Genomic DNA, 22,945 nt, shown 5'->3' with positions numbered 1-22,945 from the left:
GCGCGCATGCCCCGCGCCGGGCCTTGGCCCCAAAGTAGCACCGCCCCCCTGCAATCTCAACTGCAAGCCGCTTGTTTGGCAAAGGCTGGCCGGATGGCCCGCCCGCAGGCACCGATGCCCGGGGAAAGCGGCGCCTTAGCGGGGCACGCCGTAGCAGGCCATGAACATCCTGACCGCCCCCCGGAGCGAGGCTTCGACGCCTTCGGCGGTAATGCTGTCTTCCATGCCGAACAGCAGGCGGTCGCTGATATGGGCCTTGCTCAGATAGGTGAACTGTTCGGCGGCCAGATCGGCGTTGTCGATGGAAAGGCGCCCGGCATCGGCCAGACGGCGCAGGTGATGCGCCAGCCGGTCCTGGGCCAGCCCCGGCCCGTTCTGCCAGAAGTCGCGCGCCAGATCGGGGAAACGCCCGCCCTCGGACGCGACCAGGCGAAAGGAGGCGCGGCCAAGGTCCGAAAGGAAAAAGCCGACGATGCGCCGCCCGGCGAACAACAGCAGGTCTTCGACCGGGGCAGACATGTCGATTTCGGCTTCGGCCGCCTCGGTCTGGCGCCGACATTCGGTCGCGCAGATTTCGCGAAACAGAACGTTCTTGTCGGGGAAGTAGGAATAGAGCGTGGCCTTGGACACGCCCGCCTCGCGCGCGATGTCATCGACCGAGGCGCCGTCGTATCCGTCCCGAACAAAGACGCGACGGGCGCCTTCAAGCACCTGGTCAAACTTGCGCCCCTTGCGGATTTCCGTCTCGGCCATGTGATCCCCTTTCGGGGACCATAGACCGCCTGTCAGGGCCGCGACAAGGCAGCCGGTCACTTCTGGGCGGGGCAGGCGGTCGCGTCCTGTGCCGTGGTCACGCAGGATTTTGTCGAAGCGGTGATGCTGTCATCAGGCCAGGTCAGGCGCGGCATGATCGTGTCCATGCCCTGCGCCGCAACCGGGGCGGCGGCCATCATCAGCAGGGCAAGAGAGGCGGCGAAGCGGGTCATCGGGAAACTCCATCGGATGTTGATGAACCCAGATATGAACTAAACGGTTTAGTTCTGTCAATCCAATTCTGAACCGATCAGTTCAGTTTGTTTCGCTTGCCGAAAGATCGGCGGCAGCATACTTAGAATCATTCCAGATTGGAGCTGTGTCATGCTGTCTGCCCTGTCCTCTCGCCGCCGGTTCTCGGACCTGACCGAGCAAGAGGTGCTAGCGCTGGCGATTTCCTCGGAAGAGGATGACGCCCGCATCTACCGCGGCTATGCCGAACACCTGCGCGCCGCCTATCCGGCCTCGGCCGCCGTGTTTGACGATATGGCGGCGGAAGAAGACGGCCACCGACAGCAGCTGATTGATCTGCACCAGTCGCGCTTCGGCGCCGTGATCCCGCTGATCCGGCGGGAACACGTTGCCGGCTTCTATGCCCGCAAGCCGGTCTGGCTGGCGACCAACCTGTCGCTGGAAACGATCCGTGGCGAAGCACGGGCGATGGAGCGGCAGGCATCCGAATTCTATACCCGTGCAGCGCAGCGCACCGCCGATGCCGGCACCCGCAAGCTCTTGGGTGATCTGGCCGCCGCCGAGGCGGGGCATGAGACGATTGCCGGCACATTGGAGGCGCAGCACCTAGGGGGCGATGAGAAGAACGCCGAAGATGCCGATGCCCGGCGGCAGTTCATCCTGACCTGGGTGCAGCCTGGGCTGGCAGGGTTGATGGACGGATCGGTTTCAACGCTGGCGCCGATCTTCGCCACGGCCTTCGCCACGCAGAATACCTGGACGACGTTTTTGGTCGGCGCGGCGGCCAGCGTCGGCGCGGGCATCTCGATGGGGTTCACCGAAGCGGCGCATGACGACGGCGTGCTGTCGGGGCGCGGCAGTCCGCTGAAACGCGGCCTTGCCTCGGGGGTGATGACGGCGATCGGCGGCCTGGGCCATGCCCTGCCCTATCTGATTCCCGAATTCTGGACGGCGACGACCATCGCCATGATCGTGGTCTTCGTCGAACTTTGGGCGATTGCCTGGATTCAGAACCGCTTCATGGAGACACCCTTCCTGCGGGCCGCTCTGCAGGTGGTTCTGGGCGGCGCACTGGTCTTTGCCGCCGGTGTGCTGATCGGCGGCGGGTGAACCGGGAGCTGCACAAAGCCTGACCATCCGGCCCGGGGCAGGCGGCGCGAAAGGCGCGCTGCCTTGCCCTTTTGGCCGTGCCGTGACAGTTGGGCACCATGCTGGCCATCCTTCTCAAGACCCTGCCATTCTTTGCCGTGATCGGCCTTGGCTACGCCGCCGCGCGGCGGGGGTTCTTCAATGCCGAAGCCACGGCCTATCTGACGCGCTTCGTCTTCTACTTCGCGCTGTCGGCCATGCTGTTCGGCTTTGCCGCCAACCTGTCGCTGGCCGAGATCTTCAGCCTGCCCTTCGTGCTGGCCTATCTGGGGGCGACGGGGCTTTTGTGGCTAATCCTGTTCGCCGTCACCCTGATCCGCGGCGTGCGGGCCGAAGAAGCCGTGTTCGAGGCGCATACCGGGGTGACCGGCAACACCGGGTTCCTTGGGATTCCCATGCTGGCGGCCCTTCTTGGGCCGGCGGCCGCGGCGCCGGTGCTTCTGGTGCTGACGGTGGACATGGTGGTGTTTTCCTCCCTCCTGACCATGGCAATCACCGGCCTGCGCTCGGGGCGGGTGTCGCTGGCAACGGTCCGAATTCTGGCGGTGGGGCTGCTGAAGAACCCGATGATCGTCTCGATCGCGCTTGGCCTGATCTGGGGCGCCACGGGCCGCCAGCTCTGGCCGCCGGTGCAGGAATTCATGACGCTGCTCGGCGCTGCCGCCACGCCTTGCGCGCTGTTCGCCATCGGCGCCTCGCTGGTGGGCCGCGGGGGTGAACGCCTTGGCCTGGCGGCCTGGCTGTCCTTTGCCAAGCTGGTTCTGCACCCCGCCTTCGTTGCCGTTGCCGCGCTGTGGATCTTTGCGGTCGATCCCTTCGCCGCAGGCGTGATGATTGCCGCCGCCGCCTTGCCGGTGGCGGGCAACGTCTTCATCCTGGCACAGCATTACAACGTGGCGCCGCAGCGCGTTTCAACCGCGATCCTTGTCTCGACCGTGCTGTCGATCCTGACGGTCAGCGCCGTCATTTCCCTTGTGGAGGTATCATGAAAACAATTTCCGAAAATCGCTGCTTCGGCGGCGTTCAAGGGGTCTATACCCACCCGTCCGCGGCCACGGGCACCGACATGACCTTCGGCCTGTTCCTGCCCGCCGAAGCCGAAAATGGCGCCGTGCCGGTGCTGTGGTATCTGTCGGGCCTGACCTGCACCCATGAAAACGCCATGGTCAAATCCGGCGCGCAACGCTGGGCGGCCGAACAGGGCATTGCCCTTGTCTTCCCGGATACCAGCCCGCGCGGCGAAGGCGTGGCGAATGACAGCGCCTTTGATCTGGGACAGGGCGCGGGGTTCTACGTCAACGCGACGCAAGACCCCTGGGCGCTGAACTTCCAGATGTGGGATTATGTGACCGAGGAACTGCCCCGCCTGCTGTTCAATGCCTTTCCGCTGGAAGAGGGCGCGCAGGCCATCACCGGCCATTCCATGGGCGGCCACGGCGCCCTGACCATCGCGATGAGCTTTCCTGGCCGCTTCGCCAGCGTCTCGGCCTTTGCGCCGATCTGCGAACCCACCCGCAGCGACTGGGGCCGCAAGCAGTTCACCGCCTATCTGGGCAGCGATGAAACGCTGTGGGCGGGGCATGATTCCACCCATCTGATGCGGCGCTTCGGCTTTGACGGGCCGATGCTGATTGATCAGGGCACCTCGGACCAGTTTCTTGATCTGCTGCGCCCCGAGGCGCTGGCCACGGCGATGACCGAACGGCGGCAGGGCGGCATCGTCCGTATGCAGAAGGGCTATGACCACAGCTATTTCTTTGTCTCGACCTTCATGGAAGACCATGTCGATTTCCACGCGCAGGCGCTGCGTGGCTGAGCGCGGCCAAATTCCTTCGAAGGAATTTGCAATGTTCTTCGAAGAACATTGCCCCCGCCACGCGTGGCCGGGGGCCGCGCCATGACGCTTTACATCGACGCCGACGCCTGCCCCGTGAAGGCCGAGGCCGAGCGGGTGGCCACGCGGCTGGGCGTGCGGATGGTGCTGGTCTCGAACGGGGGCATCCGGCCTTCGGCCAACCCGCTGGTGGAAAGCGTCTATGTGGCTGCCGGGCTGGATGAAGCCGACCGCTGGATCGCCGACCACGCCGCGCGCGGTGACGTGGTGGTGACCTCTGACATTCCGCTGGCGGCACGGGTCATTGCCTCGGGCGCGGCGGTGGTGAAGCCGGATGGCGACGAGCTGACCACAGCGAACATCGGCAGCGTGCTGGCCACGCGCGACCTGATGGCCGACCTGCGCAGCGCCGATCCGTTCCGGCAGGGCGGCGGGCGATCCTTCTCGGCGCGCGACAGGTCGCGCTTCCTGGATGTGCTGGACCGCGTGTTGCGGCGCGCACGTGTCGCGGGTGGAACAGATTCCGACCGCACGCCGGGGTGATCTGGCGTCATGCAACGCACAGCCCCCCCTGCCCCGGCGGCCCTGACCGGCATTCTTCTGGTGGTCGGCGGAACGGTGATCTTCTCGATCAACGACATGTCGATCAAGTTCCTGTCCGGTGACTATGCGCTGCATCAGGTGATCCTGATCCGGGCGCTGGTCGGGATGGCCTTCCTGATGGGGCTGATTGCCGTTACCGGCACGGGCTTCGGCCAGTTGCGCACCCGGCGCTGGAAGGCGCATCTGCTGCGCGTCTCGATCATCCTGGCCTCGAACCTGACCTATTTCACCGGGCTGGCCTCCCTGCCGATCGCCGACGCGGCCGCCGTGGCCTATGTCAGCCCGCTGGCAATCACCGCCCTGTCGGTGGTCTTCCTGAATGAAAAGGTCGGTCCACGCCGTTGGGCGGCCGTGGTGGTGGGCCTGGTCGGCGTGGTGGTCATGCTGCGCCCCAGCAGCGGGGTGATCCAGCCGGCGGCGCTGCTGGTCTTCGTGTCCGCCCTGCTTTACGCCAGCGGCAACCTGATCACCCGCCGGGTTGGCGGCACCGAAAGCGCGATGGCGCTGTCGTTCTATACCCAGCTTGGGTTCATCATCGCGTCTGCCACCATGGGCCTGTGGTTCGGCGACGGGCATCTGGCCGGCGAAGGCACGCTCTGGTCGTTCCTGTTCCGGCCGTGGATCTGGCCTCCGGCCGCGGACTGGCCCTATTTCATTGCCACCGGGCTGTCCGTCGCCATCGGCGGGCTGATGGTGACACAGGCCTATCGCACCAGCGAGGTCGGGCTTGTGGCGCCCTTCGAATACATGGGTATGCCCATGGCCATTTTCTGGGGTGTGGTGATGTTCGGCACCTGGCCCGATGCCACAAGCTGGCTGGGGATTGCCCTTATCTGCGGGGCCGGGCTTTATGTGATGTGGCGCGAAACGGCGCGGCGGCAGGGGGCGGAATGACAGCGGTTGTGTTCGATATCGGGAATGTCCTGCTGGGCTGGGATCCCGAAGCGATGTATGACGCCCGCATCGGCCCCGACGCGCGCCGCCGCTTCTTTTCCGAAGTGCCGATCCATGCGGCCAATGTGGCGATGGACGCCGGCGCCCCATTCCTGGCCACACTGGACGCGCTGGCTGAAAACCACCCGCAATGGCGGCGCGAAATCGGCTGGTGGCGCGATGACTGGATTGAAACGCTGCAACCCGTCATTCCGCAGTCGGTTGCGCTGCTGCGCGCGTTGCGAAAGCGGGGCGTGCCGGTCTTTGCCCTGACCAACTTCGGCGCCGAAACCTTCGAACTGGCCCGCGCCGACTATCCGTTTCTGGATGAATTCGACCGGGCTTGGGTTTCGGGCCGGATGGGGGTGATGAAGCCCGACCCGGCGATCTATGCCGCGGTCGAGGCCGACAGCGGCCTGCCGCCCGGGCAGCTTCTGTTCACCGATGACCGGGCCGAAAACATTGCCGCCGCCGCCGCCCGGGGCTGGCGTACCCACCTGTTCGACGGCCCCGAAGGCTGGGCCGCGCGGCTGGTGGCCGAAGGATTTCTGACCGCGCAGGAGGCCGCGCCATGACCATCGAGATTGTCCCGTTCGATTGCGAAAGCCTGCTGTCCTGGCAGGGCCTGCTGCGGGCGTTCGAGGCGGGCCACCGTCTGGCGCAACCCGACATCAAGGATCTGTTCGTGTATCGCGGCGCCGATACGCTGCTGGACCGTGCCACCTGGATCAACGGCATCGGCGCGCTGGTCAAGGTGGCGACGGTCGTCCCCGGCAATGCCGCGCTTGGCAAGCCCACGATCAATGGCGCGGTCACGCTGTATGACGATACGACCGGTGCCTTGACGGCGCTGGTCGATTTCCACCTTGTCACCAAATGGAAAACCGCCGGCGACAGCCTGCTTTCCGCGTCAAAACTGGCGCGGAAGGAAAGCCGCAAGATCCTGCTGGTCGGCGCGGGCACCGTGGCGCGATCCATGGTGCAGGCCTATTCCAGCCTGTTCCCCGAAGCCGAATTCCGCGTCTGGTCACGCAAGGCCGCCACCGCCGCCGAGATGGCCGAACCGCTTGGCCTGACCGTTTCGACCAGTCTTGAGCAGGACGTGCCCTGGGCTGACATCATCTGCACCTGCACCATGTCAACCGAACCGCTGCTGCGCGGTGACTGGCTGCGCCCCGGCCAGCATCTTGACCTGATCGGCGCCTACCGCCCCGACATGCGCGAGGTGGACGATACGGCCATGGCGCGGGCACGGCTGTTCGTGGATGCCCGGGCCACCACCGTTCACCATATCGGGGAAATCATGGCGCCGCTGAAATCCGGCGCGATCCGCGAAGACAGCATCCTTGCCGATTTCTACGACCTGCCCTCGGGCCGTTTCGCCCGCCAGTCGGAGGAAGAGATCACCATCGCCAAGAACGGCGGCGGCGCGCATCTGGACCTGATGACCGCCGATTACATCCTGCGCAGTTGGCAGGCCCGCTGAGCCGGGTCAGTCCAGCGTCTTGCGGAAGCGGAACACCGCCACGCTGGCCAGCACCACCACGATGATGGCCAGCGCGCCGAACTGCCCGGCCACATCCACCGGGGTGGCACCCTTCAGCATGACGCCACGCACCAGCCGCAACAGATGGGTAACCGGCAGGATTTCCCCCAGCGTCTGCGCCCATCCGGGCATACCCCGGAACGGGAACATGAAGCCCGACAGCAGGATCGACGGCAGAAAGACAAAGATCGAAAGCTGCATCGCCTGCATCTGCGTCCGCGCGACCGAGGAAATCAGATAGCCCAGCAACACCAGCGCCAGCACGAACAGCAACACCCCCGACAGCAGCAACCCGACCGACCCGACGAAGGGCACGTCGAATAGCACCGCTGCAGCGCCCAGAATCACCAGCATCTGCACCGCGCCAACGCCGATGAACGGGGTGATCTTGCCTACCATGATCTCGGCTGCGTGGACCGGCATCGACAGCAGGTTTTCCATCGTCCCGCGCTCAATCTCGCGGGTCAGGGCCATGGATGTCATCATCACCATGGTCATCTGCAGGATGATGCCCAGCAGGCCCGGCACCACGTTGTATTGCGTCAGCCCCTCGGGGTTATAGCGGCGATGCACCACGATTTCGGGGCCTGACCCGGGTGTAACCGTCACCCCCAGTTCCCGCGTCAGCGCCTGCGCCGACACCGTGCCCAGCGTGGAAATCGCGCCCGAGGCGGCGGCGGGATCGGTGGCGTCCGCCTCGATCAGGATCTGCGGGCGATCCCCGCGCAGCATCCGCGCCCCGAAATCCGAAGGCACCGTCACCACGAAGGCCACCTTGCCCGTCGCGATCAGCCGTTCGGCCTGCGCGGCGGTGGCGTCGGGATGGGTGAAATCGTAGTAGCCGGTGTTTTCCAGCGCCGCCGTCATGGCGCGGGTGAACCGGTCCTGCGTCGGCGCCACCAGCGCGGCGGGCAAGTGCTTCGGATCGGTGTTGATGGCATAGCCGAACAGCAGAAGCTGCATCACCGGCACCACCAGCATCATGGCGAAGGTCACGCGGTCGCGGCGCATCTGGATGAATTCCTTGCGCAGGATGGCAAGGATGCGGGACAGCGAGGCGATCATGTCATGTTGTCCGCGCTTTGGCCCATCAGGCGGATGAACACGTCTTCCAGACTGGTCTCGACCTTGCGCGGCACCGCGCCTTCGGCCCGGATCGCCGCCTCCAGCGCCGCCGCATCGGTGCCTGTCACATGCAGCGCCGTGCCGAAGGGTTCCACCTGCTCCACCCCTGGCGCCCGCCGCAACCGGGCGGCCAGCGCACCGGGCTGGTCGGTGTCAACGGTCATGGTCACCAGCCCCGATCCGGCAATCACCTGCGGCACCGTTCCTGTGGTGACCATGCGGCCATAGGCGATATAGCTGATCCGGTGGCACCGCTCGGCCTCGTCCATGTAATGGGTCGAGACCAGCACCGTGATCCCGGTCGCCGCGCGGGCGTGGATCTCATCCCAGAACTGGCGCCGCGCCTTCGGGTCCACCCCCGCCGTGGGTTCGTCCAGCAACAGCAGCCTTGGCCGGTGCATGATGCAGGCCGCCAGCGCCAGCCGCTGCTTCCAGCCGCCCGACAGGCTGCCCGCAAGCTGGGCGCGGCGCGAGGTCAGGCCCAGGTCTTCCAGCGTGTCGCGCACCGCCTGCTTCGGCAATTGATAAAGGCCCGCCACGAACTGCAGGTTCTGCTCGATCGACAGGTCTTCGTAGAAGCTGAACCGCTGCGTCATATAGCCGACCTGCCGGCGGATTTCGCGCTGGTCGCGCCGCACGTCCAGCCCCAGCACCGTGCCGCTGCCGGCATCGGGCGTCAGCAGCCCGCAGATCATGCGGATGCAGGTCGTCTTGCCCGAACCGTTGGGGCCAAGAAATCCCGAAATCTCGCCCTCGGCCACGCGCAGGCTTACGGTGTCCACCACCTTGCGCTTGCCGAAGGTCTTGGTCAGGCCCTGCACGTCAATGACAAGGGGGGCGGTCATGGCGCGATCTGCACCTCGACGATCTGGCCGGGCTTCAGCGGTGCGCCCGGATCGGGCCGCGCCTCGACCTGATAGACCAGCTTCTGCCGGGCATCGTTGGAATAGATCACCGGCGGGGTGAACTCGGCCTGATCCGCGACATAGGTCACGGTCGCGGTGGTGGCGGCGCAGCCGTCACAGGTGACATCCAGCCGGGTGCCAACCGCGACCCGCGCCAGATCGGGCTCGGGCACATAAAGCCGCAGCTTGATCGCCCCGTCGGGCAGATAGCTCAGCACCGGCGCCGAAGGTCCGGCCACCTCGCCGGGGCGGCGCAGGATGTCGGTCACCACGCCGGGCGCGACGGCGGTCAGGCTGCGCTGCGCCAGTTGCCAATCGGCCAGCGCCTTTGTGGTGCGGGCCACCTCGACCGCCGCCGCCGCCGCGTCAATCAGATGCGGTCGGGCGGGCAGGCGGGCCACCTCAAGCTGCGCCTCGGCCTCGCTGACGGCAGCGGCGGCCATGTCGGAGGCGGCGCGGGCAGCATCCAGTTGCGCCTGCGAGGAAACCTTCTGCCGCAGCAGTTGTTCCTGCCGCTCGGCCTCTTTCGCGCTGCGGTCGGCATTGGCGCGGGCCGAGGCCAGCGCCGCCTCGACCGCCGCAATCTCGGGCGCGCGGCTGCCTTCCAGCAGGTTCGCCAGATCGCTTTCCGCCTTGTCCAGCGCCGCCTTGGCCGAGGCCACGGCGATGCGCGCGTCCTGATCTTCAACCCGGGCCAGCACCTGCGCGGCTTCGATCCGGTCGCCGCGCGCCACGGTCAGGCTTTCCACGCGCACCACCACCAGCGGGGCCGCCTGCACATAATCGCCCTCGACATAGCCGGTGGCCAGTGGCGGCGGGGCCGCGCAGGCGGTGAAGAAGGCCGACAGAAACCCCAGCGAACACAGGAAATCAGCCATCCGTCGCCTCCAGCATCGCATCAAGATTGGCCAGCAGCCGCCGCGCGATGGCAGCGGTTGCGGGGTGCGGATAGCCCGCCCATCCCATCCTCCGCTGCACAATCGGGGCGGCCAGCCGGAAATAGGCCGCCTGCCCGACCATCGAAAACACCGCCAGCCGCACATCGACCGAGTCGGCCGGTTGCCCGGTTGCCGCCGCCCACAGCGCACACAGCGCCCGGTGCCGGGGTTCAACCAGCGTCGTATAGATGCGGTCCAGCACCGGGCTGTCAGGCTGCGCCAGTTCGCGCAGCAGGAAGGCCACGGTATCCTGGGCCTCCGACCGGGCGATCAGGAAGGAAACGATGCGCGTCAGCAAGCGCCGCAGCACGGCCCGCGCGGTGCCGCGCGTCAGGTCTGCCGGGTTGCCCGGCAGCGGGCGGATGACCCGCCCGATCCGCTCGGCCACCATATCTGCGCAGGCCAGCCGTAGCCCTTCCTTGCCACCGAAGTGATAGGCGATCGACGAAATATTGGTGCCGGCAGCAGCGGCCAGGGTCCGGGTCGAGGTGCCCTCATACCCCTCGCGTCCGAAATGATGCAGCGCGGCGGCGATCAGGGCGGTGCGGGTTGGGTGCCGGGTCATGGCGACTCATGATTCAATCAAACGATTGATACATGAAAACCAGTTTCGGTCCAGCGGCCTGATGCCGCGTTTCGGGCTGCGTCAGCCTTCCTTTGGACCGAAGCGCCGCAGCCAGAGCGAAATGCGGGGAATGGTGCCGGTATCCAGCCGCGAACGATTTTCCAGCACCGGCCGGTTCTGGCTGACCGAAGGCGTTCCCTCACGCAGCACGATATAGATGCCCGACAGGATGATCACCGCGCTGCCAACGGCGGTCCATCCGTCGATGGTTTCGTCAAAGAACAGCCAGCCGTAAAGCGCCGCCCAGATGATCTGCGAATACTGCATCGGCGCCACCACCACGGCCGGCGCCGCCCGATAGGCCGCAATCACCAGCGCCGCACCGCACATGCCAAAGACCGAGATCACCCCGGTCAGCGCCAGATGTTCGAACGGCATCGGGCGATAGACGAAGGGCATGGTCAGCGCCATGACCCCCACCGACATCAGCATCGGATACATCATCAGCACGATGGAACGTTCATTCTTGCCGATCTTGCGCACGATGACCGAGGCCAGCGCCCCCGAAAGGGCGGCCCCCAACCCCGAAAGATGCCCCCAGGAAAACGGCACCGATCCGGGCCGCAGCACGATCAGCACACCGATCAGCCCGACAATCACGGCAAGCGCGCGGCGCACGCCAACCTTTTCGCCCAGAAACGGGATCGACAGCAGCGTGATCAGCAGCGGGGTGGCGAACAGCATCGCGTAGCATTGCGCCATCGGCAGCACGGAAAAGGCATAGAACCCCAGGCCCCCGGTCACCACCGCCAGCACCGACCGCAGCAGCGACAGCCACGGATGGCGCGGCACAAGGTTCACATCGCGCTTGTCCGACATCAGCAGGACGGTGACGAAGGGAAAGCTCAGCAGCCCCGAGAAGAAGATGATCTGGAACGAGGAGTAATGATGCCCCAGCGTCTTCACCACCACGTCATGCGTGGCATAGATGCCGAAGGCCGCAAGCGACAACAACGCGCCGCGCAAGGTGGGTGACATGGTGCTGATCCGGTGGGCAGGTCGGGGCGCGTTCTGTTAGCGCCACCAAGTCATGCCCGGTTTCGCCTTGCCTCGCAAGGTTGGGAAAGGGCGCCCTGCGGCGCCCCGCCGGTTTTCAGAGACTGGCCTCCAGCGCCGCAAGAACGGCATCGCCCATCTGCGTGGTCGAGACCGGGGTGCCCCCTTTCGGGCCCATCAGATCGGCGGTGCGAACGCCGTCGGCCAGCACCTTCTCGACCGCCTTCTCGACACGGGTCGCTTCCTGACCCAGGTCGAAGCTGTAGCGCAGCGCCATGGCAAAGCTGAGGATACAGGCAATCGGGTTGGCCTTGCCCTGCCCGGCAATGTCGGGCGCGCTGCCATGGACGGGTTCATACAGCGCCTTCGGGCGGCCGTTCGCCATGGGCGCCCCCAGGCTGGCCGAGGGCAGCATACCCAGGCTGCCGGTCAGCATCGCGGCGCAATCCGACAGCACGTCACCGAACAGGTTGTCGGTCACGATCACGTCGAACTGCTTGGGCCAGCGGACAAGCTGCATCGCACCGTTGTCGGCATACATATGCGACAGTTCGACATCGGGATATTCGCGGTCGTGGATTTCCTGCACCACGTCGCGCCACAGAATGCCCGATTCCATCACATTGGCCTTCTCCATCGAGCAGACCTTGTTGTTGCGCTTGCGGGCCAGCTCAAAAGCCGACCGGGCGACGCGGGCGATCTCGCTTTCGGTGTAACGCTGGGTGTTGATCCCCACGCGCTCGTTGCCTTCCTTGAAGATGCCGCGGGGTTCGCCGAAGTAAACGCCGCTGGTCAGTTCACGGACGATGACGATGTCAAGGCCGGCCACCACATCACGCTTGAGGCTGGAGAAATCGGCCAGCGCGTCAAAGCATTGGGCCGGTCGAAGGTTGGAATAAAGGTCCATCTCCTTGCGCAGGCGCAGCAGGCCGCGCTCCGGCTTCACCGAGAAGTCGAGCTTGTCGTATTTCGGGCCGCCAACCGCGCCCAGCAGAACCGCATCCGCCGCCTGCGCCTTGGCCATGGTGGCATCGGTCAGCGGGGTGCCGTGGGCATCATAGGCGCAGCCGCCAACCAGATCTTCCGACACGTCGAAGCGGATGCCCCGCTTGTCACCCATCCAGCCGATGATCTTCTTCACCTCGGCCATGACTTCAGGGCCGATGCCGTCGCCGGCAAGGATCAGGATCGAGGGATTGGCCATGGTTCGGGCGCTCCGCAACAGAATGAAAAGGGGTTGCGGCGGGGCTAGCTGAAGGGGCGCGCGGGGTCAAGCGGGGCGGTGGGGGGGCCGAAAGGGGGGGCCTCACGGCGAGACATGCAAAATACACGCATTTTCAGGGCACTGCTTTCGATCCGCAGATCCCGCCCAACATGGCGCGGGCCGGTCAGGGCACCGCAATCTCGACCCAGACCGGGAAATGGCGGGATGCCGCCAGAAGGTCCGGCATCAGCGGGTCGTCCTCTGGCGGCCAGAGCACACCGGCGGCTGTGACCGTCACCCCGGCCGAGGGCAGCACCAGATCAACGCGCAGGCCGCCGGTCTGCGGGAACACGGCGGTATCCAGAACCGGGTCGCCCGAATGGCCCGGATCGGCATGGCCTGATCGGCCCTTTGGCTGCGGATCTTGCAGGGCCGGATGGGCCAGCAGGGCGCGGATCGCCTGCGGCCGGCCGTCGCCATCGGCAGGGTCAAGGTTGCTGTCGCCCAGCAGGACGAAGGGCGCGGCGGGCGGCGGAAACGGCAGGTCGCCGTTCAGCAGGTGCAGCCAGAAGGCGGCCTCATCATGGTTGCGGCGCCCGTTGCGATCTTCCGGCCCGTCAAAGACCGGCGGGGTGGCGTGAAAGGCCAGAAGCCGCAGCCGCCCGCCAGACGCCAGACGCAGCGGCACCTCCCAATGCCCGGTCGAGGACAGGCGTTGCAGGCGGCGGGTCTCCTCTCCCATGCCATCGGGCAACAGGGCGCCGGGCAGGTCGGCCCAGAGGAAGGCCGAAAAATCGCGCACGGATTCGGCTTCAATCGGCAGACGCGACAGGATGGCCATGCCGCCCTGCCCCGAGAATTGCCCCCAGCCCTGCGCATCGCCCGGCCCGCCGGCGCGGCCATCGCCATCAAGGTCGATACCGGTCTGCCATCCGGTGTTGGGCCGCAGGGCAAAACGGTGCGGGTAGGGTGCGCCAAGCGTGGCCAGCCGGTCTGCCATCAGCGACAGCGCCGCAAGGTTGCGGTCATAATCGACCGAGGTCAGCAGAATGACATCGGCATCCAGCGCGGCCAGCACACGCAGCACCGCCTCGGCCTGCGGATCGCGGCCCTTGAGCAGCGCCTCGGCCAGAAGGCCGGGACCGGCCCGGTCAAGTTCAACATTCCATGTGGCGATGCGCAGGGTTTCAGCCGCGCAGGACAGCGCCGACAGAAGCAGCGCGGCGGCGGCAATCAGGCTGCGGCCAGCGGTGCCGAGGCAAGTTTGGCGTCGCGCTTGCTGCGGATCATGCGCGCGACCCGCGCCATGGCAATGCCGCGCATCAGAAGGCTTGCGGGAAGAAAGGCCCATGCTGCCATTGTCCAGACCAGCGTTTGCGGAGAGGTGAACGTCAGCGGTTCGAACCCGGACGAGGCAACACGAACCAGCGCAGGAATCAGGAACGGCAGCAGGAAGCCCAGGGTCAGGTTGATGCGGGCGTCCCGTTCAAGCCGGTCAACAATATCGCCACCGGCGGTTGGCTCGAATGTCGGAAGGTTGATCCAGACGTTGAAGGCCTGATGCGTATAGGGCCAGCCCTTCAGCTTGAGAATGATCACGAAAAAGGCCAGCGACAGCAGCGACAGCACATAGGCGGTGCCGGCGGCAGTGCGCACCATGAGAACCTGCATGGGCGAGGCGCTGTCGGCCATCATCAGTGTGGCCAGACGCACCGGCGAATAGGGAATGTCCATCGCGTGGCCGACAAGGATTCCGATGGCTTCGAACAGCCGGGTGAAGGGCGAGGACGATTCGCTGGCGGCCAGGATAGCGGACAGCGAAAACACGATCACCAGCAGCATCGCATACCGCACGCGGTTGAACGGCGGGGCGTCACGAAACTCGACAAGGCTGGGATAGGTGGCGTTGTATTCCGCAAAGGTCAACGCCGCGCCGAACAATGCGACCAGCGCCACCATCTGCTTGGTGTCGGCACCAACGCCCGGCAGGATGACCGAGGGCGTGGCGACAAGAACCATCACCAGAAAGGCGCGGGCAAGGGCGCCTGTCATCCGGGAAACTGCCGTTCGCTGTAATCCGGCCATTGCCAAAGGAAACCGCGCTTTCAGTTCGCTGTGCGCCCGCGCAACCGCGGGCCGCAAGCCGCAATTATGTCCGATTTGTGGCGCGTTCCGGGGGGCGCCGCAACTGTTCCGCGAGAAACGGACAAGGTTTTCGGAATTTCAGAAAGACGGGTGTAGCAGGATTGCATCAAACACGCAGCAAGAGAGCTGGCGCGCGCAATATGTTGTGTGTGAAGGATTTTCAGGCGCAAGACGAGAACCCGTCGCATCTGCAGGACATCCCGGGTTCCCGGCGGGTTGGCAGGCGAATTGCCCACCAGACGGGAATCGGGCGCCCTGGCCAAAGGCCGGTTTCCCGGGCTACCGCCAGCCCCGCCATACGCATGGGGCTGGCGGCAGATTCGTCAGATCCAGGGGCGGGCGGTGGCGGCGCGGGCCTCGAACGTGTCGATCGCGGCGGCCTTTTCCATGGTCAGGCCAATGTCATCCAGCCCGTTCAGCAGGCAGTGCTTCTTGAAGGCATCCACCTCGAAGGCAAAGGACTGGCCATCGGACGAGGTAACGGTCTGCGCCTCCAGATCGACGGTGATCCGGGCGTTCTCACCCTTCTCGGCGTCTTTCATCAGCGTCTCGACGGCTGCGGGCGGCAGCACCACCGGCAGGATGCCGTTCTTGAAGCAGTTGTTGTAGAAGATGTCGGCAAAGCTGGTCGAGATCACGCAGCGGATGCCGAAATCAAGCAGCGCCCAGGGTGCATGTTCGCGCGACGAACCGCAGCCGAAGTTGTCGCCCGCGACGATGATCTGCGACTTGCGGTATTGCGGCTTGTTCAGCACGAAATCCGGGATTTCCTTGCCGTCCTGCGTATAGCGCATCTCGTCGAACAGGTTCACCCCAAGGCCCGACCGCTTGATGGTCTTCAGGAACTGCTTGGGGATGATCATGTCGGTGTCGATATTGACCAGCGGCATGGGCGCCGCGATGCCGGTCAGCGTGGTGAACTTTTCCATGGGTGTTCCCTCCTCAGGAACGATTGCGGGCCGCGATGCCCAGCACGATCAGCGCGGCACCCTCGGCAATGAGTTCGAAGCCCAGAAGCAGGCCCAGCAGGCTGCTGGCCGCTTCGGGAAACCAGATCAGGATCAGCGCGCCCAGCAGGGCCGAGGCCGCCCCTGACAGAAGCAGCAGCCAGAAGAACTGGCTGCCGCGCAGGGTGAAGGCACCGATGATCCGGGCGGCGCCCGTCAGCAGGAACAGGACCGCCAGCAGCAGGGTCAGCGACAGCACGCCCTGCAGCGGATTTGCCAGCAGGAAGAAGCCGGCAAGCAGCCCCAAAGCCCCGACCACCCCGTTCCACAGGCGGTGCGGCAGGGTCGGATCGCTGAAGGCGATCCAAAGCTGCAACACGCCGCCGATCAGGAACACGGCCCCCACCAGCGTGGCAACGGTCAGCGAGGCCGCAAAGGGGTTGGCCAGGGCGGCCAGACCACCAAGCGCAAAGAACGCGCCCAGAAGCAGGAGGAGGGTCGAGGGTTTCATGGTCTGCGTTCCTTTGTTCAGGCGTTTTCGCCCATCAACTCGCGCACATCCGTCAGATGCCCGGTGATCGCCGCCGCCGCCGCCATGGCTGGCGACAGCAGGTGCGTGCGCCCGCCGCGGCCCTGACGGCCCTCGAAGTTGCGGTTGCTGGTCGCGGCGCAGCGTTCGCCGGGCGCCAACTGGTCAGGGTTCATGGCAAGGCACATCGAGCAACCCGCCAGACGCCATTCAAAGCCGGCGTCGATGAAGATCTGGGCCAGACCTTCCTCTTCCGCCTGCGCCCGGACAAGGCCCGAACCGGGAACGACCATGGCGCGTTTCACCGCGATCTTCTTGCCCTTCAGGATGGCAGCGGCGGCACGCAGGTCTTCGATCCGGCCATTCGTGCAGGAACCGATGAAGACGGTGTCGATCTTGATGTCGGTCAGCTTCTGGCCGGCCGTCAGACCCATGTAATCAAGGCTGCGCTGCACGGCTTCAACCTTGCCACCACTGAAGTCAGACGGCGAAGGCACGGTGCCGGTGATCGGCAGCACGTCTTCGGGGCTGGTGCCCCAGGTGACGACCGGGGCGATGTCTTCGCCCCTGATGGTGACAACCTTGTCGAAATGCGCGCCTTCATCGGTGTAAAGCGTCTTCCAATAGGCCAGCGCGGCTTCCCACTTGGCGCCCTTCGGCGCATGGGGGCGGCCCATGACATAGGCGAAGGTCTTTTCGTCCGGCGCTATCAGGCCGGCGCGGGCGCCGCCTTCGATGGCCATGTTGCAGACGGTCATCCGGCCTTCCATCGACAGTTCGCGGATCGCCTGCCCGCAATATTCGATGACATAGCCGGTGCCGCCGGCAGTGCCGGTTTCACCGATGACCGACAGGGTGATGTCCTTGGCGGTGACGCCGGGGCGCAGGCTGCCGGTGATCTCCACCTTCATGTTCTTCGATTTCTTCTGGATCAGCGTCTGCGTCGCCAGAACGTGTTCAACCTCGGACGTGCCGATGCCATGCGCCAGGCTGCCAAAGGCACCATGGGTGGCGGTATGGCTGTCACCGCAGACCACGGTCATGCCCGGCAGCGTCCAGCCCTGTTCGGGGCCAACGATATGGACGATGCCCTGACGAACGTCCGACACCGGATAGTAGTTGATCCCGAAATCCTTGGCGTTATTGTCCAGCGCCTCAACCTGGATGCGGCTGTCCTCGGTCATGGTCGCGGCATTTGCGCGGTCCAGCGTGGTGGGGACGTTGTGGTCCGGCACAGCGATGGTCTTTTCCGGCGCGCGCACCTTGCGCCCGGTCATCCGCAGCCCTTCAAAGGCCTGCGGGCTGGTGACTTCATGCACCAGATGACGGTCGATATAGAGAATGCAGGTGCCGTCTTCGGACGTGTGGACGACGTGGTCGTCCCAGATCTTGTCGTAAAGCGTGCGGGGAGCGGACATGGCCGGAATCCTTGGCTGGAAAGGCTTGGGAATGCTGTGCGCGGAAGCAGGCCGCCCGCGCGGGCGGCGGCACCGTCAGGAAAGCCGGGCCGAGATCGACCGGGTTTCACGGGCAAAGCGCCAGGGCAGGCGCGCGCGGTCAGCCATGTCGAAAAAACGCATCATGAGCCGGGGAGATACGCCTTATTCTCTTGGCGATCAAGCTGGGAGTCATCCCCCTGCCCCGGTGTCGGGCTTGTGGTTTCCCGGTCCGTTCGGGCGGACAATCACGATCACGGCACCGTGACGCAACGCAACCCACTATGAGGCGGCACACGGATGCAGGTTCCTGTATCCAAGATGCGGGGCTATAGAATATGGCTCAGGTGTTCAATTTCGTCGAAAGGTTCAGCCAGGTGTCCGACACTTCCGTTGCTGGCAAGTCTGCCTCTGAAATGACGGCCCAAGCCCGTGGGATAGACCCCCTGACAACTGCGGCCATCATCAACGGCACAGACAAATATGGCTATCATGACTACACACCCAACTACTTTCGGGTGCTGAAGCATCTTCGCGACCGGCCGCTGCGCCTGCTGGAAATCGGGGTTGGCGGCTACAGCGATGAAGATCGCGGGGGCGAATCCCTGGCCGTCTGGCGGGACTTCTTTCCTCTGGCGCAGGTGACGGGACTGGACATCCAGAAGAAGACGCTGCCCCTTGGCCCGCGCGTCCATATCGTGCAGGGCAGCCAGGTCGACGCCGAGTTTCTGGCCAGCGTCGAGGCGGCGCGGGGGCCTTTCGATGTAATCCTTGATGATGGCAGCCATCGGAACGAACATGTGGTCGAGACGTTCCGGCTGCTGTTCCCCGGCCTGGTTCCTGGCGGCATCTATCTGATCGAAGATGTGCAAACCTCCTTCTTCCCGCGCTTCGGCGGATCGCTGGAACTGACCCAGCCGAACAGCGTTGGACTTTTCGCCCAGGCGATGACCCAGCTCAGCGGCGCACGCGACGGGATTTTCGATGAAATCGCCTCGATCGAGCGGTTTCACAACATGATCGTCATTCACAAGTCCCTGGCTTCGGGCGCCAAGCGCGAACTTGACGTCAGCCCCCATTTGTTGCGGGCCGGCGAAGGGATTGTTGATCGCCCCGTCAAGGTGGCGCTGGTCGGCGGGGCCAAACTGCCCGCACCCTTTGCGGGGCGAGATGTTGAAATCGTCCAGTCGGACTGGTCTGCCGACTGGGGGCAAGGCAAGCTGGCGGAGCTGGATCTGATCGTCGCCCAACTGGACAGCCCAAAGCCGGGCAAGAAAAGCAGCGGTTCAAGTCGCCAAACCAAGGTCAGTGAGGAAATCCTCAGATCGCAGATCGGCGCCCTGCGCGCCGATGGCGGTGTTCTGGTGGTCAGCGCAACCAATCCTGCCCGCGATCTGGCTGCCGACAGCCTGATCATGCAGTTTGCCCAACGGCGGTTTGTCGAGGTCGACCATCGTGAGATGCGCGTGCATTTCCCCGATGTTGCCGTTGATGAACTTGCGACCCAGATTCATACCATCGAGCGGACGCCGGACGCGCTTCTGTTCGTCAAGGCGCCCAATGATTGGCCGTCGAATTTCGGCTATGACGACCGGAACCCGCAGGCAGCCGAGGCCTTGGCCAATATCCGTGCGGTTCTGGCCAACAGTGATGTCGAAGGTGGGCTGGTTCATCTTCTGCAGATCGAAAGCCGCTTCGGAAGACCTGAAGACACCCTTGCCCTCGAAGAAAAGCTGAGCGCGATGGGGGCAACCGCGCGGCGTTACTTTGAACACGCCATTACACGGGCTCAGCGTGAGCGCGACCAGGCCCGTGTCGGCGCTTTACTGACAAAGGCGCTGGCGAACTATCCCGCCGACCCGGGCTTTTCGGCGGGCATGGCGCGCCATCTGATCGCCGAACGTCAGCAGGAGGACGCGATGCGCGTTCTGAAGGAGGGTCTTGCCAAGACGCCCTCTCATCGTGTGCTGAACCAGTTGATGTCCAAGCTGCTTGTCGCAAAGGGTGATATTGAAGCAGCTCTGCCCTTCGCGCGCGAAGCCGCCGCAAGAACGCCACGGGATCAGCGCCCGCCACTTCAGGCGCGCTACGCAAAAATGCTGACCCAGGTTGGCAAATGGGCCGAGGCAGAGCGCTATGCAGCGCGGGCAGTGGATGTAACACCCAACAACGATGAGTTGCTAGCGATGCTGGACTATGTTCGCAAGGCACGCGCATCCCACCCCTGAGGGTCGCGCTGATACGCGTTTGGCAAGCGGTGAATCAGAAGCTGAATACGGCCCGCCGTCTATCGCGGGCGGAAGGCTCGGTCAGTCGTGGCCACCGGGCTGATGGGCACGGCCTAACAGGTTCTGTTTGCACAGCCATATGTGGGCCGCATGAACGTCGGGCTTCCGACGGTCGGAGCAACCAAGCCGTATGTTGGAAGTAAGCGACAAGGAGACCCCGTGGGTTAGCGGCGTGGCTGGTCTGGGATAGGCTGTTGGCGTTGGTCTGACGCCGAGGTTCCATGTCTACGACTAGTTCTACGCCTATGCCTGCGACTGGTAGCTTACAGTTGGTCGAGGCTGTCATTGAGCGTTTTGACGGAGCACCGGTCGGGGAGCGCCGCCGGTGGTCGGATGATTTCAAGGCGCAAGCGGTCGCGGCGGCGCTGGAGCCGGGCGTGAACGTTTCTGCGCTTGCCCACCGCCTAGGGATTTCGCCGCCGCAGTTGTTCGGCTGGCGCAAGGCCTTTCTCAAGAAGCAGGACGCGGACATCTCGGCGGGCACGCCAATACCCATGGTGGAGATCGTGGTCGGTGAGGTGTTGATCCGCGTCGGTGCCGACGTCAGCGATGCTGCGCTGCGCCGGATCCTGAGTGCGGTGCGCGCGACATGATGCCGTCGGGCGTGAAGGTCTATCTGGCGAGCCAGCCCGTGGACTTCCGCAAGGGCCCGGACAGCCTGCTGTCGCTAGTGCGCGATGGAGGCCACGATCCGTTCAGCGGCGCGCTTTACCTGTTCCGGGCGAAGCGGGCAGACCGGGTGAAGATCGTCTGGTGGGATGGCAGCGGGGTGTGCCTGTTTGCGAAGCGGCTGGAGAAGTCCTCGTTCTGCTGGCCGCGGATCGGGCCTGTCCGGGTGCAGCTCAACCACGCCCAGCTCGCGGCGCTGCTTGAGGGGCTGGACTGGAAACGGGTGCGGCCCGCGGCGGTGAAAGCCCCTGTATTTGCTGGCTAATCGGCCAGCTGCAAAGTGAATCACCCCGGCCCGGAATGTCGATCAGCCGAGGCATGCCCAAGCGGGATGTGCTATCCTTTGCGGTATGCGGACCGATGATCTTTCCCTTCCGGACGACATGGACCTGCTCAAGGCCATGGTCCGCGCCATGGCGGAGAAGACATCGGCGCTGGAGGATGAGAATGCGGCTCTGAAGGCACGCGGTCTCGATGCCGACGCGCGGATCAAGCGGCTGATGCAGATCCTGAAGGCCTATGATCGCGCCCGGTTCGGGCGGCGCTCAGAGAAGCTGGGCGCCCCTGCGCTCAGTGCTGACGAGGAGGCACAGCAATCCTTCGTCTTCGAGGAGATCGAGACCGGCATTGCCGCCCTACGGGCGCAGGTTGGCAAAGGCCGGGCCTCGGGCGAGATGCGGGCGCCTCGGCCGCGCAAGGGCTTTCCGCCCCATCTCGAGCGGGTGGAGGTGGTGATCGAGCCCCAGGTCCGGCCGGAACACGCGGGCCGAGAGAAGGTGCTGATCGGCGAAGACGTCTCGGAGCGGCTGGATGTCATCCCGGCCAGGTTCCGTGTCATCGTGACCCGCCGCCCGAAATACGCATTCAAGGACGCGGATGGCGTCATCCAGGCGCTTGCTCCGGCCCATATCATCGAAAGCGGCCTGCCAACCGAGGCACTCCTGGCCCAGATCGCGGTCTCCAAATATGCAGACGGCCTGCCGCTGTTCCGGCAGGAGGGGATCTATGCCCGCGACGGAGTGGAGATCGACCGGAGGCTGATGGCGCAGTGGATGGGCCGGGTCGGGTTTGAGCTGGAGATCCTCGCCGCGCATGTGCTGGGTGAAATCCTGAAGGGCCCGCGCGTCTTCGCCGATGAGACCAGCCTTCCGACCCTCGCGCCCGGCACAGGCGCGGTGAAGAAGGCCTGGCTCTGGGCCTATGCCCGTGACGACAGCACCTTCGACGGCAGCGGGCCGCCCATGGTGGCCTATCGCTTCGAGGACAGCCGATCCGGCCAATGTGTTCGTCGACATCTCGGCTGCTATGGCGGCATCCTTCAGGTCGACGGCTATGCCGCCTACAACCAGCTCGTCCGCAAGGACGGAGGCAATGACGGCCCACGCCTCGCTGGATGCTGGGCCCATAGCCGGCGGCGCTTCTATGAACTCCATACCGCCGGGGACAGCCAAGTCGCCACCACCACGGTCGAGCGCATGGCCGAACTCTGGAAGCTCGAGGCCGAGGTGCGCGGCCAAAGCCCGGCAGCGCGTGCGGCCGCGCGGCAGGCCATCTCGGCCCCCATCGTCGCCGAGCTGTTCACTCTCTGGCAGCAGACCCTGCCACGCATATCGGGCAAGTCGAAGCTGGCCGAGGCCATCCGCTACGCCATCGCCCGGCGCGACATCCTCGAGCGCTTCCTGACCGACGGCCTGATCGAGCTCGACTCCAACATCGTCGAGCGCGCCATCAGGCCACAGACCATCACCCGCAAGAACAGCCTCTTCGCCGGATCGGACGGCGGTGGCCGCACATGGGCCACCATCGCCACCCTTCTGCAGACATGCAGGATGAACAACGTCGATCCAACTGCCTGGCTGGCCCAGACCCTCGAGCGCATCGCCAAACAATGGCCGAGCGCCGAAATAGACGCCCTCATGCCCTGGAACTACCGGACCTGAACGGCCTCAGCTTCCCGCTTACGGTTGGAATAGGTTACCGCACCCGATAGCAAGTTAAAGCTATCGGGCGGCAACCGATGCTAGCACCTTGAAGCGCCGTTTTACCTTCTCCGCCGGCAATCGCGACC

Annotated in this window: 24 protein-coding genes; 11 read left to right on the top strand and 13 right to left on the bottom strand. The window is 65.1% G+C overall.

Annotation, left to right across the window (positions count from 1 at the left end):
* Window positions 1-135: 135 nt before the first annotated feature.
* Both B6K69_RS11645 and B6K69_RS18195 read right to left on the bottom strand, forming a co-directional pair.
* Complete coding sequence (locus B6K69_RS11645) at window positions 136-753, bottom strand: TetR/AcrR family transcriptional regulator (protein WP_108643905.1); 618 nt, start codon at window positions 751-753, stop codon at window positions 136-138.
* A gap of 56 nt (window positions 754-809) precedes the next feature.
* Window positions 810-986, bottom strand: coding sequence for a hypothetical protein (locus B6K69_RS18195; RefSeq protein WP_164681948.1), 177 nt, complete (start codon window positions 984-986; stop codon window positions 810-812).
* Window positions 987-1,137: 151 nt separating this feature from the next.
* Here B6K69_RS18195 and mbfA point away from each other — a divergent pair, with 151 nt between their 5' ends.
* From mbfA to B6K69_RS11610, 7 genes are all read left to right on the top strand, one after another.
* The gene (gene mbfA, locus B6K69_RS11640) at window positions 1,138-2,115 is read left to right on the top strand and encodes an iron exporter MbfA (RefSeq protein ID WP_108643904.1); all 978 of its coding nucleotides are present in this window, start codon (window positions 1,138-1,140) and stop codon (window positions 2,113-2,115) included.
* Window positions 2,116-2,213: 98 nt separating this feature from the next.
* Complete coding sequence (locus tag B6K69_RS11635) at window positions 2,214-3,143, top strand: AEC family transporter (protein ID WP_108643903.1); 930 nt, start codon at window positions 2,214-2,216, stop codon at window positions 3,141-3,143.
* Window positions 3,140-3,970: an S-formylglutathione hydrolase gene (gene fghA, locus B6K69_RS11630; RefSeq protein WP_108643902.1), complete on the top strand. Its 831-nt coding sequence runs from the start codon at window positions 3,140-3,142 to the stop codon at window positions 3,968-3,970. The genes B6K69_RS11635 and fghA overlap by 4 nt, the downstream gene beginning before the upstream one ends.
* 81 nt (window positions 3,971-4,051) lie before the next feature.
* Window positions 4,052-4,531 (top strand): YaiI/YqxD family protein, encoded by a 480-nt coding sequence (locus B6K69_RS11625; protein ID WP_108643901.1) that lies wholly within the window; start codon window positions 4,052-4,054, stop codon window positions 4,529-4,531.
* 9 nt (window positions 4,532-4,540) lie between these two features.
* Window positions 4,541-5,485, top strand: coding sequence for a DMT family transporter (locus B6K69_RS11620; RefSeq protein ID WP_108643900.1), 945 nt, complete (start codon window positions 4,541-4,543; stop codon window positions 5,483-5,485).
* Window positions 5,482-6,099 carry an HAD family hydrolase gene (locus B6K69_RS11615; RefSeq protein ID WP_108644907.1) on the top strand — a complete coding sequence of 206 codons (618 nt, stop codon included), beginning with the start codon at window positions 5,482-5,484 and terminating at the stop codon, window positions 6,097-6,099. The genes B6K69_RS11620 and B6K69_RS11615 overlap by 4 nt, the downstream gene beginning before the upstream one ends.
* Complete coding sequence (locus B6K69_RS11610; protein WP_108643899.1) at window positions 6,096-7,010, top strand: ornithine cyclodeaminase family protein; 915 nt, start codon at window positions 6,096-6,098, stop codon at window positions 7,008-7,010. Before B6K69_RS11615 ends, B6K69_RS11610 begins: the two co-directional genes overlap by 4 nt.
* 6 nt (window positions 7,011-7,016) lie before the next feature.
* Here B6K69_RS11610 and B6K69_RS11605 read toward each other — a convergent pair whose 3' ends face one another.
* The 11 genes from B6K69_RS11605 to leuC form a co-directional block, all read right to left on the bottom strand.
* Complete coding sequence (locus B6K69_RS11605) at window positions 7,017-8,135, bottom strand: ABC transporter permease (protein ID WP_108643898.1); 1,119 nt, start codon at window positions 8,133-8,135, stop codon at window positions 7,017-7,019.
* A complete protein-coding gene (locus B6K69_RS11600) occupies window positions 8,132-9,040 on the bottom strand; it encodes an ABC transporter ATP-binding protein (RefSeq protein WP_108643897.1) in 909 nt (302 codons plus the stop codon). Before B6K69_RS11600 ends, B6K69_RS11605 begins: the two co-directional genes overlap by 4 nt.
* Window positions 9,037-9,978, bottom strand: coding sequence for an HlyD family secretion protein (locus tag B6K69_RS11595; protein ID WP_108643896.1), 942 nt, complete (start codon window positions 9,976-9,978; stop codon window positions 9,037-9,039). The genes B6K69_RS11600 and B6K69_RS11595 overlap by 4 nt, the downstream gene beginning before the upstream one ends.
* Window positions 9,971-10,603 (bottom strand): DUF1956 domain-containing protein, encoded by a 633-nt coding sequence (locus B6K69_RS11590; RefSeq protein WP_108643895.1) that lies wholly within the window; start codon window positions 10,601-10,603, stop codon window positions 9,971-9,973. The genes B6K69_RS11595 and B6K69_RS11590 overlap by 8 nt, the downstream gene beginning before the upstream one ends.
* Before the next feature lie 81 nt (window positions 10,604-10,684).
* Window positions 10,685-11,641 (bottom strand): DMT family transporter, encoded by a 957-nt coding sequence (locus B6K69_RS11585; RefSeq protein ID WP_108643894.1) that lies wholly within the window; start codon window positions 11,639-11,641, stop codon window positions 10,685-10,687.
* A 115-nt stretch (window positions 11,642-11,756) separates the two neighbouring features.
* A complete protein-coding gene (gene leuB / locus B6K69_RS11580; protein WP_108643893.1) occupies window positions 11,757-12,863 on the bottom strand; it encodes a 3-isopropylmalate dehydrogenase in 1,107 nt (368 codons plus the stop codon).
* Between the two features lie 184 nt (window positions 12,864-13,047).
* Window positions 13,048-14,214, bottom strand: a complete 1,167-nt coding sequence (locus B6K69_RS11575) for an endonuclease/exonuclease/phosphatase family protein (protein ID WP_108643892.1) — start codon at window positions 14,212-14,214, stop codon at window positions 13,048-13,050.
* Window positions 14,097-14,915 carry a hypothetical protein gene (locus B6K69_RS11570; RefSeq protein ID WP_107671538.1) on the bottom strand — a complete coding sequence of 273 codons (819 nt, stop codon included), beginning with the start codon at window positions 14,913-14,915 and terminating at the stop codon, window positions 14,097-14,099. The genes B6K69_RS11575 and B6K69_RS11570 overlap by 118 nt, the downstream gene beginning before the upstream one ends.
* 416 nt (window positions 14,916-15,331) lie before the next feature.
* Entirely contained in the window at window positions 15,332-15,937 is a 606-nt protein-coding gene (leuD, locus tag B6K69_RS11565) for a 3-isopropylmalate dehydratase small subunit (RefSeq protein ID WP_107671539.1), read from the bottom strand.
* A gap of 13 nt (window positions 15,938-15,950) precedes the next feature.
* A complete protein-coding gene (locus B6K69_RS11560) occupies window positions 15,951-16,466 on the bottom strand; it encodes an HdeD family acid-resistance protein (RefSeq protein ID WP_108643891.1) in 516 nt (171 codons plus the stop codon).
* A gap of 17 nt (window positions 16,467-16,483) precedes the next feature.
* Entirely contained in the window at window positions 16,484-17,902 is a 1,419-nt protein-coding gene (gene leuC, locus B6K69_RS11555) for a 3-isopropylmalate dehydratase large subunit (protein WP_108643890.1), read from the bottom strand.
* A gap of 356 nt (window positions 17,903-18,258) precedes the next feature.
* On the opposite strand from leuC, the gene B6K69_RS11550 reads away from it, so the two are divergent.
* The 4 genes from B6K69_RS11550 to tnpC all read left to right on the top strand — a co-directional run bounded on the left by B6K69_RS11550 (window position 18,259) and on the right by tnpC (window position 22,817).
* Window positions 18,259-20,148 carry a class I SAM-dependent methyltransferase gene (locus B6K69_RS11550; RefSeq protein WP_108643889.1) on the top strand — a complete coding sequence of 630 codons (1,890 nt, stop codon included), beginning with the start codon at window positions 18,259-18,261 and terminating at the stop codon, window positions 20,146-20,148.
* 329 nt (window positions 20,149-20,477) lie between these two features.
* Window positions 20,478-20,801 (top strand): transposase, encoded by a 324-nt coding sequence (locus tag B6K69_RS11545; protein ID WP_164681946.1) that lies wholly within the window; start codon window positions 20,478-20,480, stop codon window positions 20,799-20,801.
* Window positions 20,798-21,142: an IS66 family insertion sequence element accessory protein TnpB gene (tnpB, locus tag B6K69_RS11540; protein ID WP_108643887.1), complete on the top strand. Its 345-nt coding sequence runs from the start codon at window positions 20,798-20,800 to the stop codon at window positions 21,140-21,142. Before B6K69_RS11545 ends, tnpB begins: the two co-directional genes overlap by 4 nt.
* A gap of 85 nt (window positions 21,143-21,227) precedes the next feature.
* Window positions 21,228-22,817 carry an IS66 family transposase gene (tnpC, locus tag B6K69_RS11535; protein ID WP_108643886.1) on the top strand — a complete coding sequence of 530 codons (1,590 nt, stop codon included), beginning with the start codon at window positions 21,228-21,230 and terminating at the stop codon, window positions 22,815-22,817.
* Window positions 22,818-22,945: the final 128 nt, after the last annotated feature.

It is taken from the genome of Pseudogemmobacter blasticus, from assembly GCF_003071405.1.
Taxonomy (GTDB): Bacteria; Pseudomonadota; Alphaproteobacteria; order Rhodobacterales; family Rhodobacteraceae; genus Pseudogemmobacter; species Pseudogemmobacter blasticus.
This window is presented reverse-complemented; position numbering and strand designations above follow the sequence as displayed.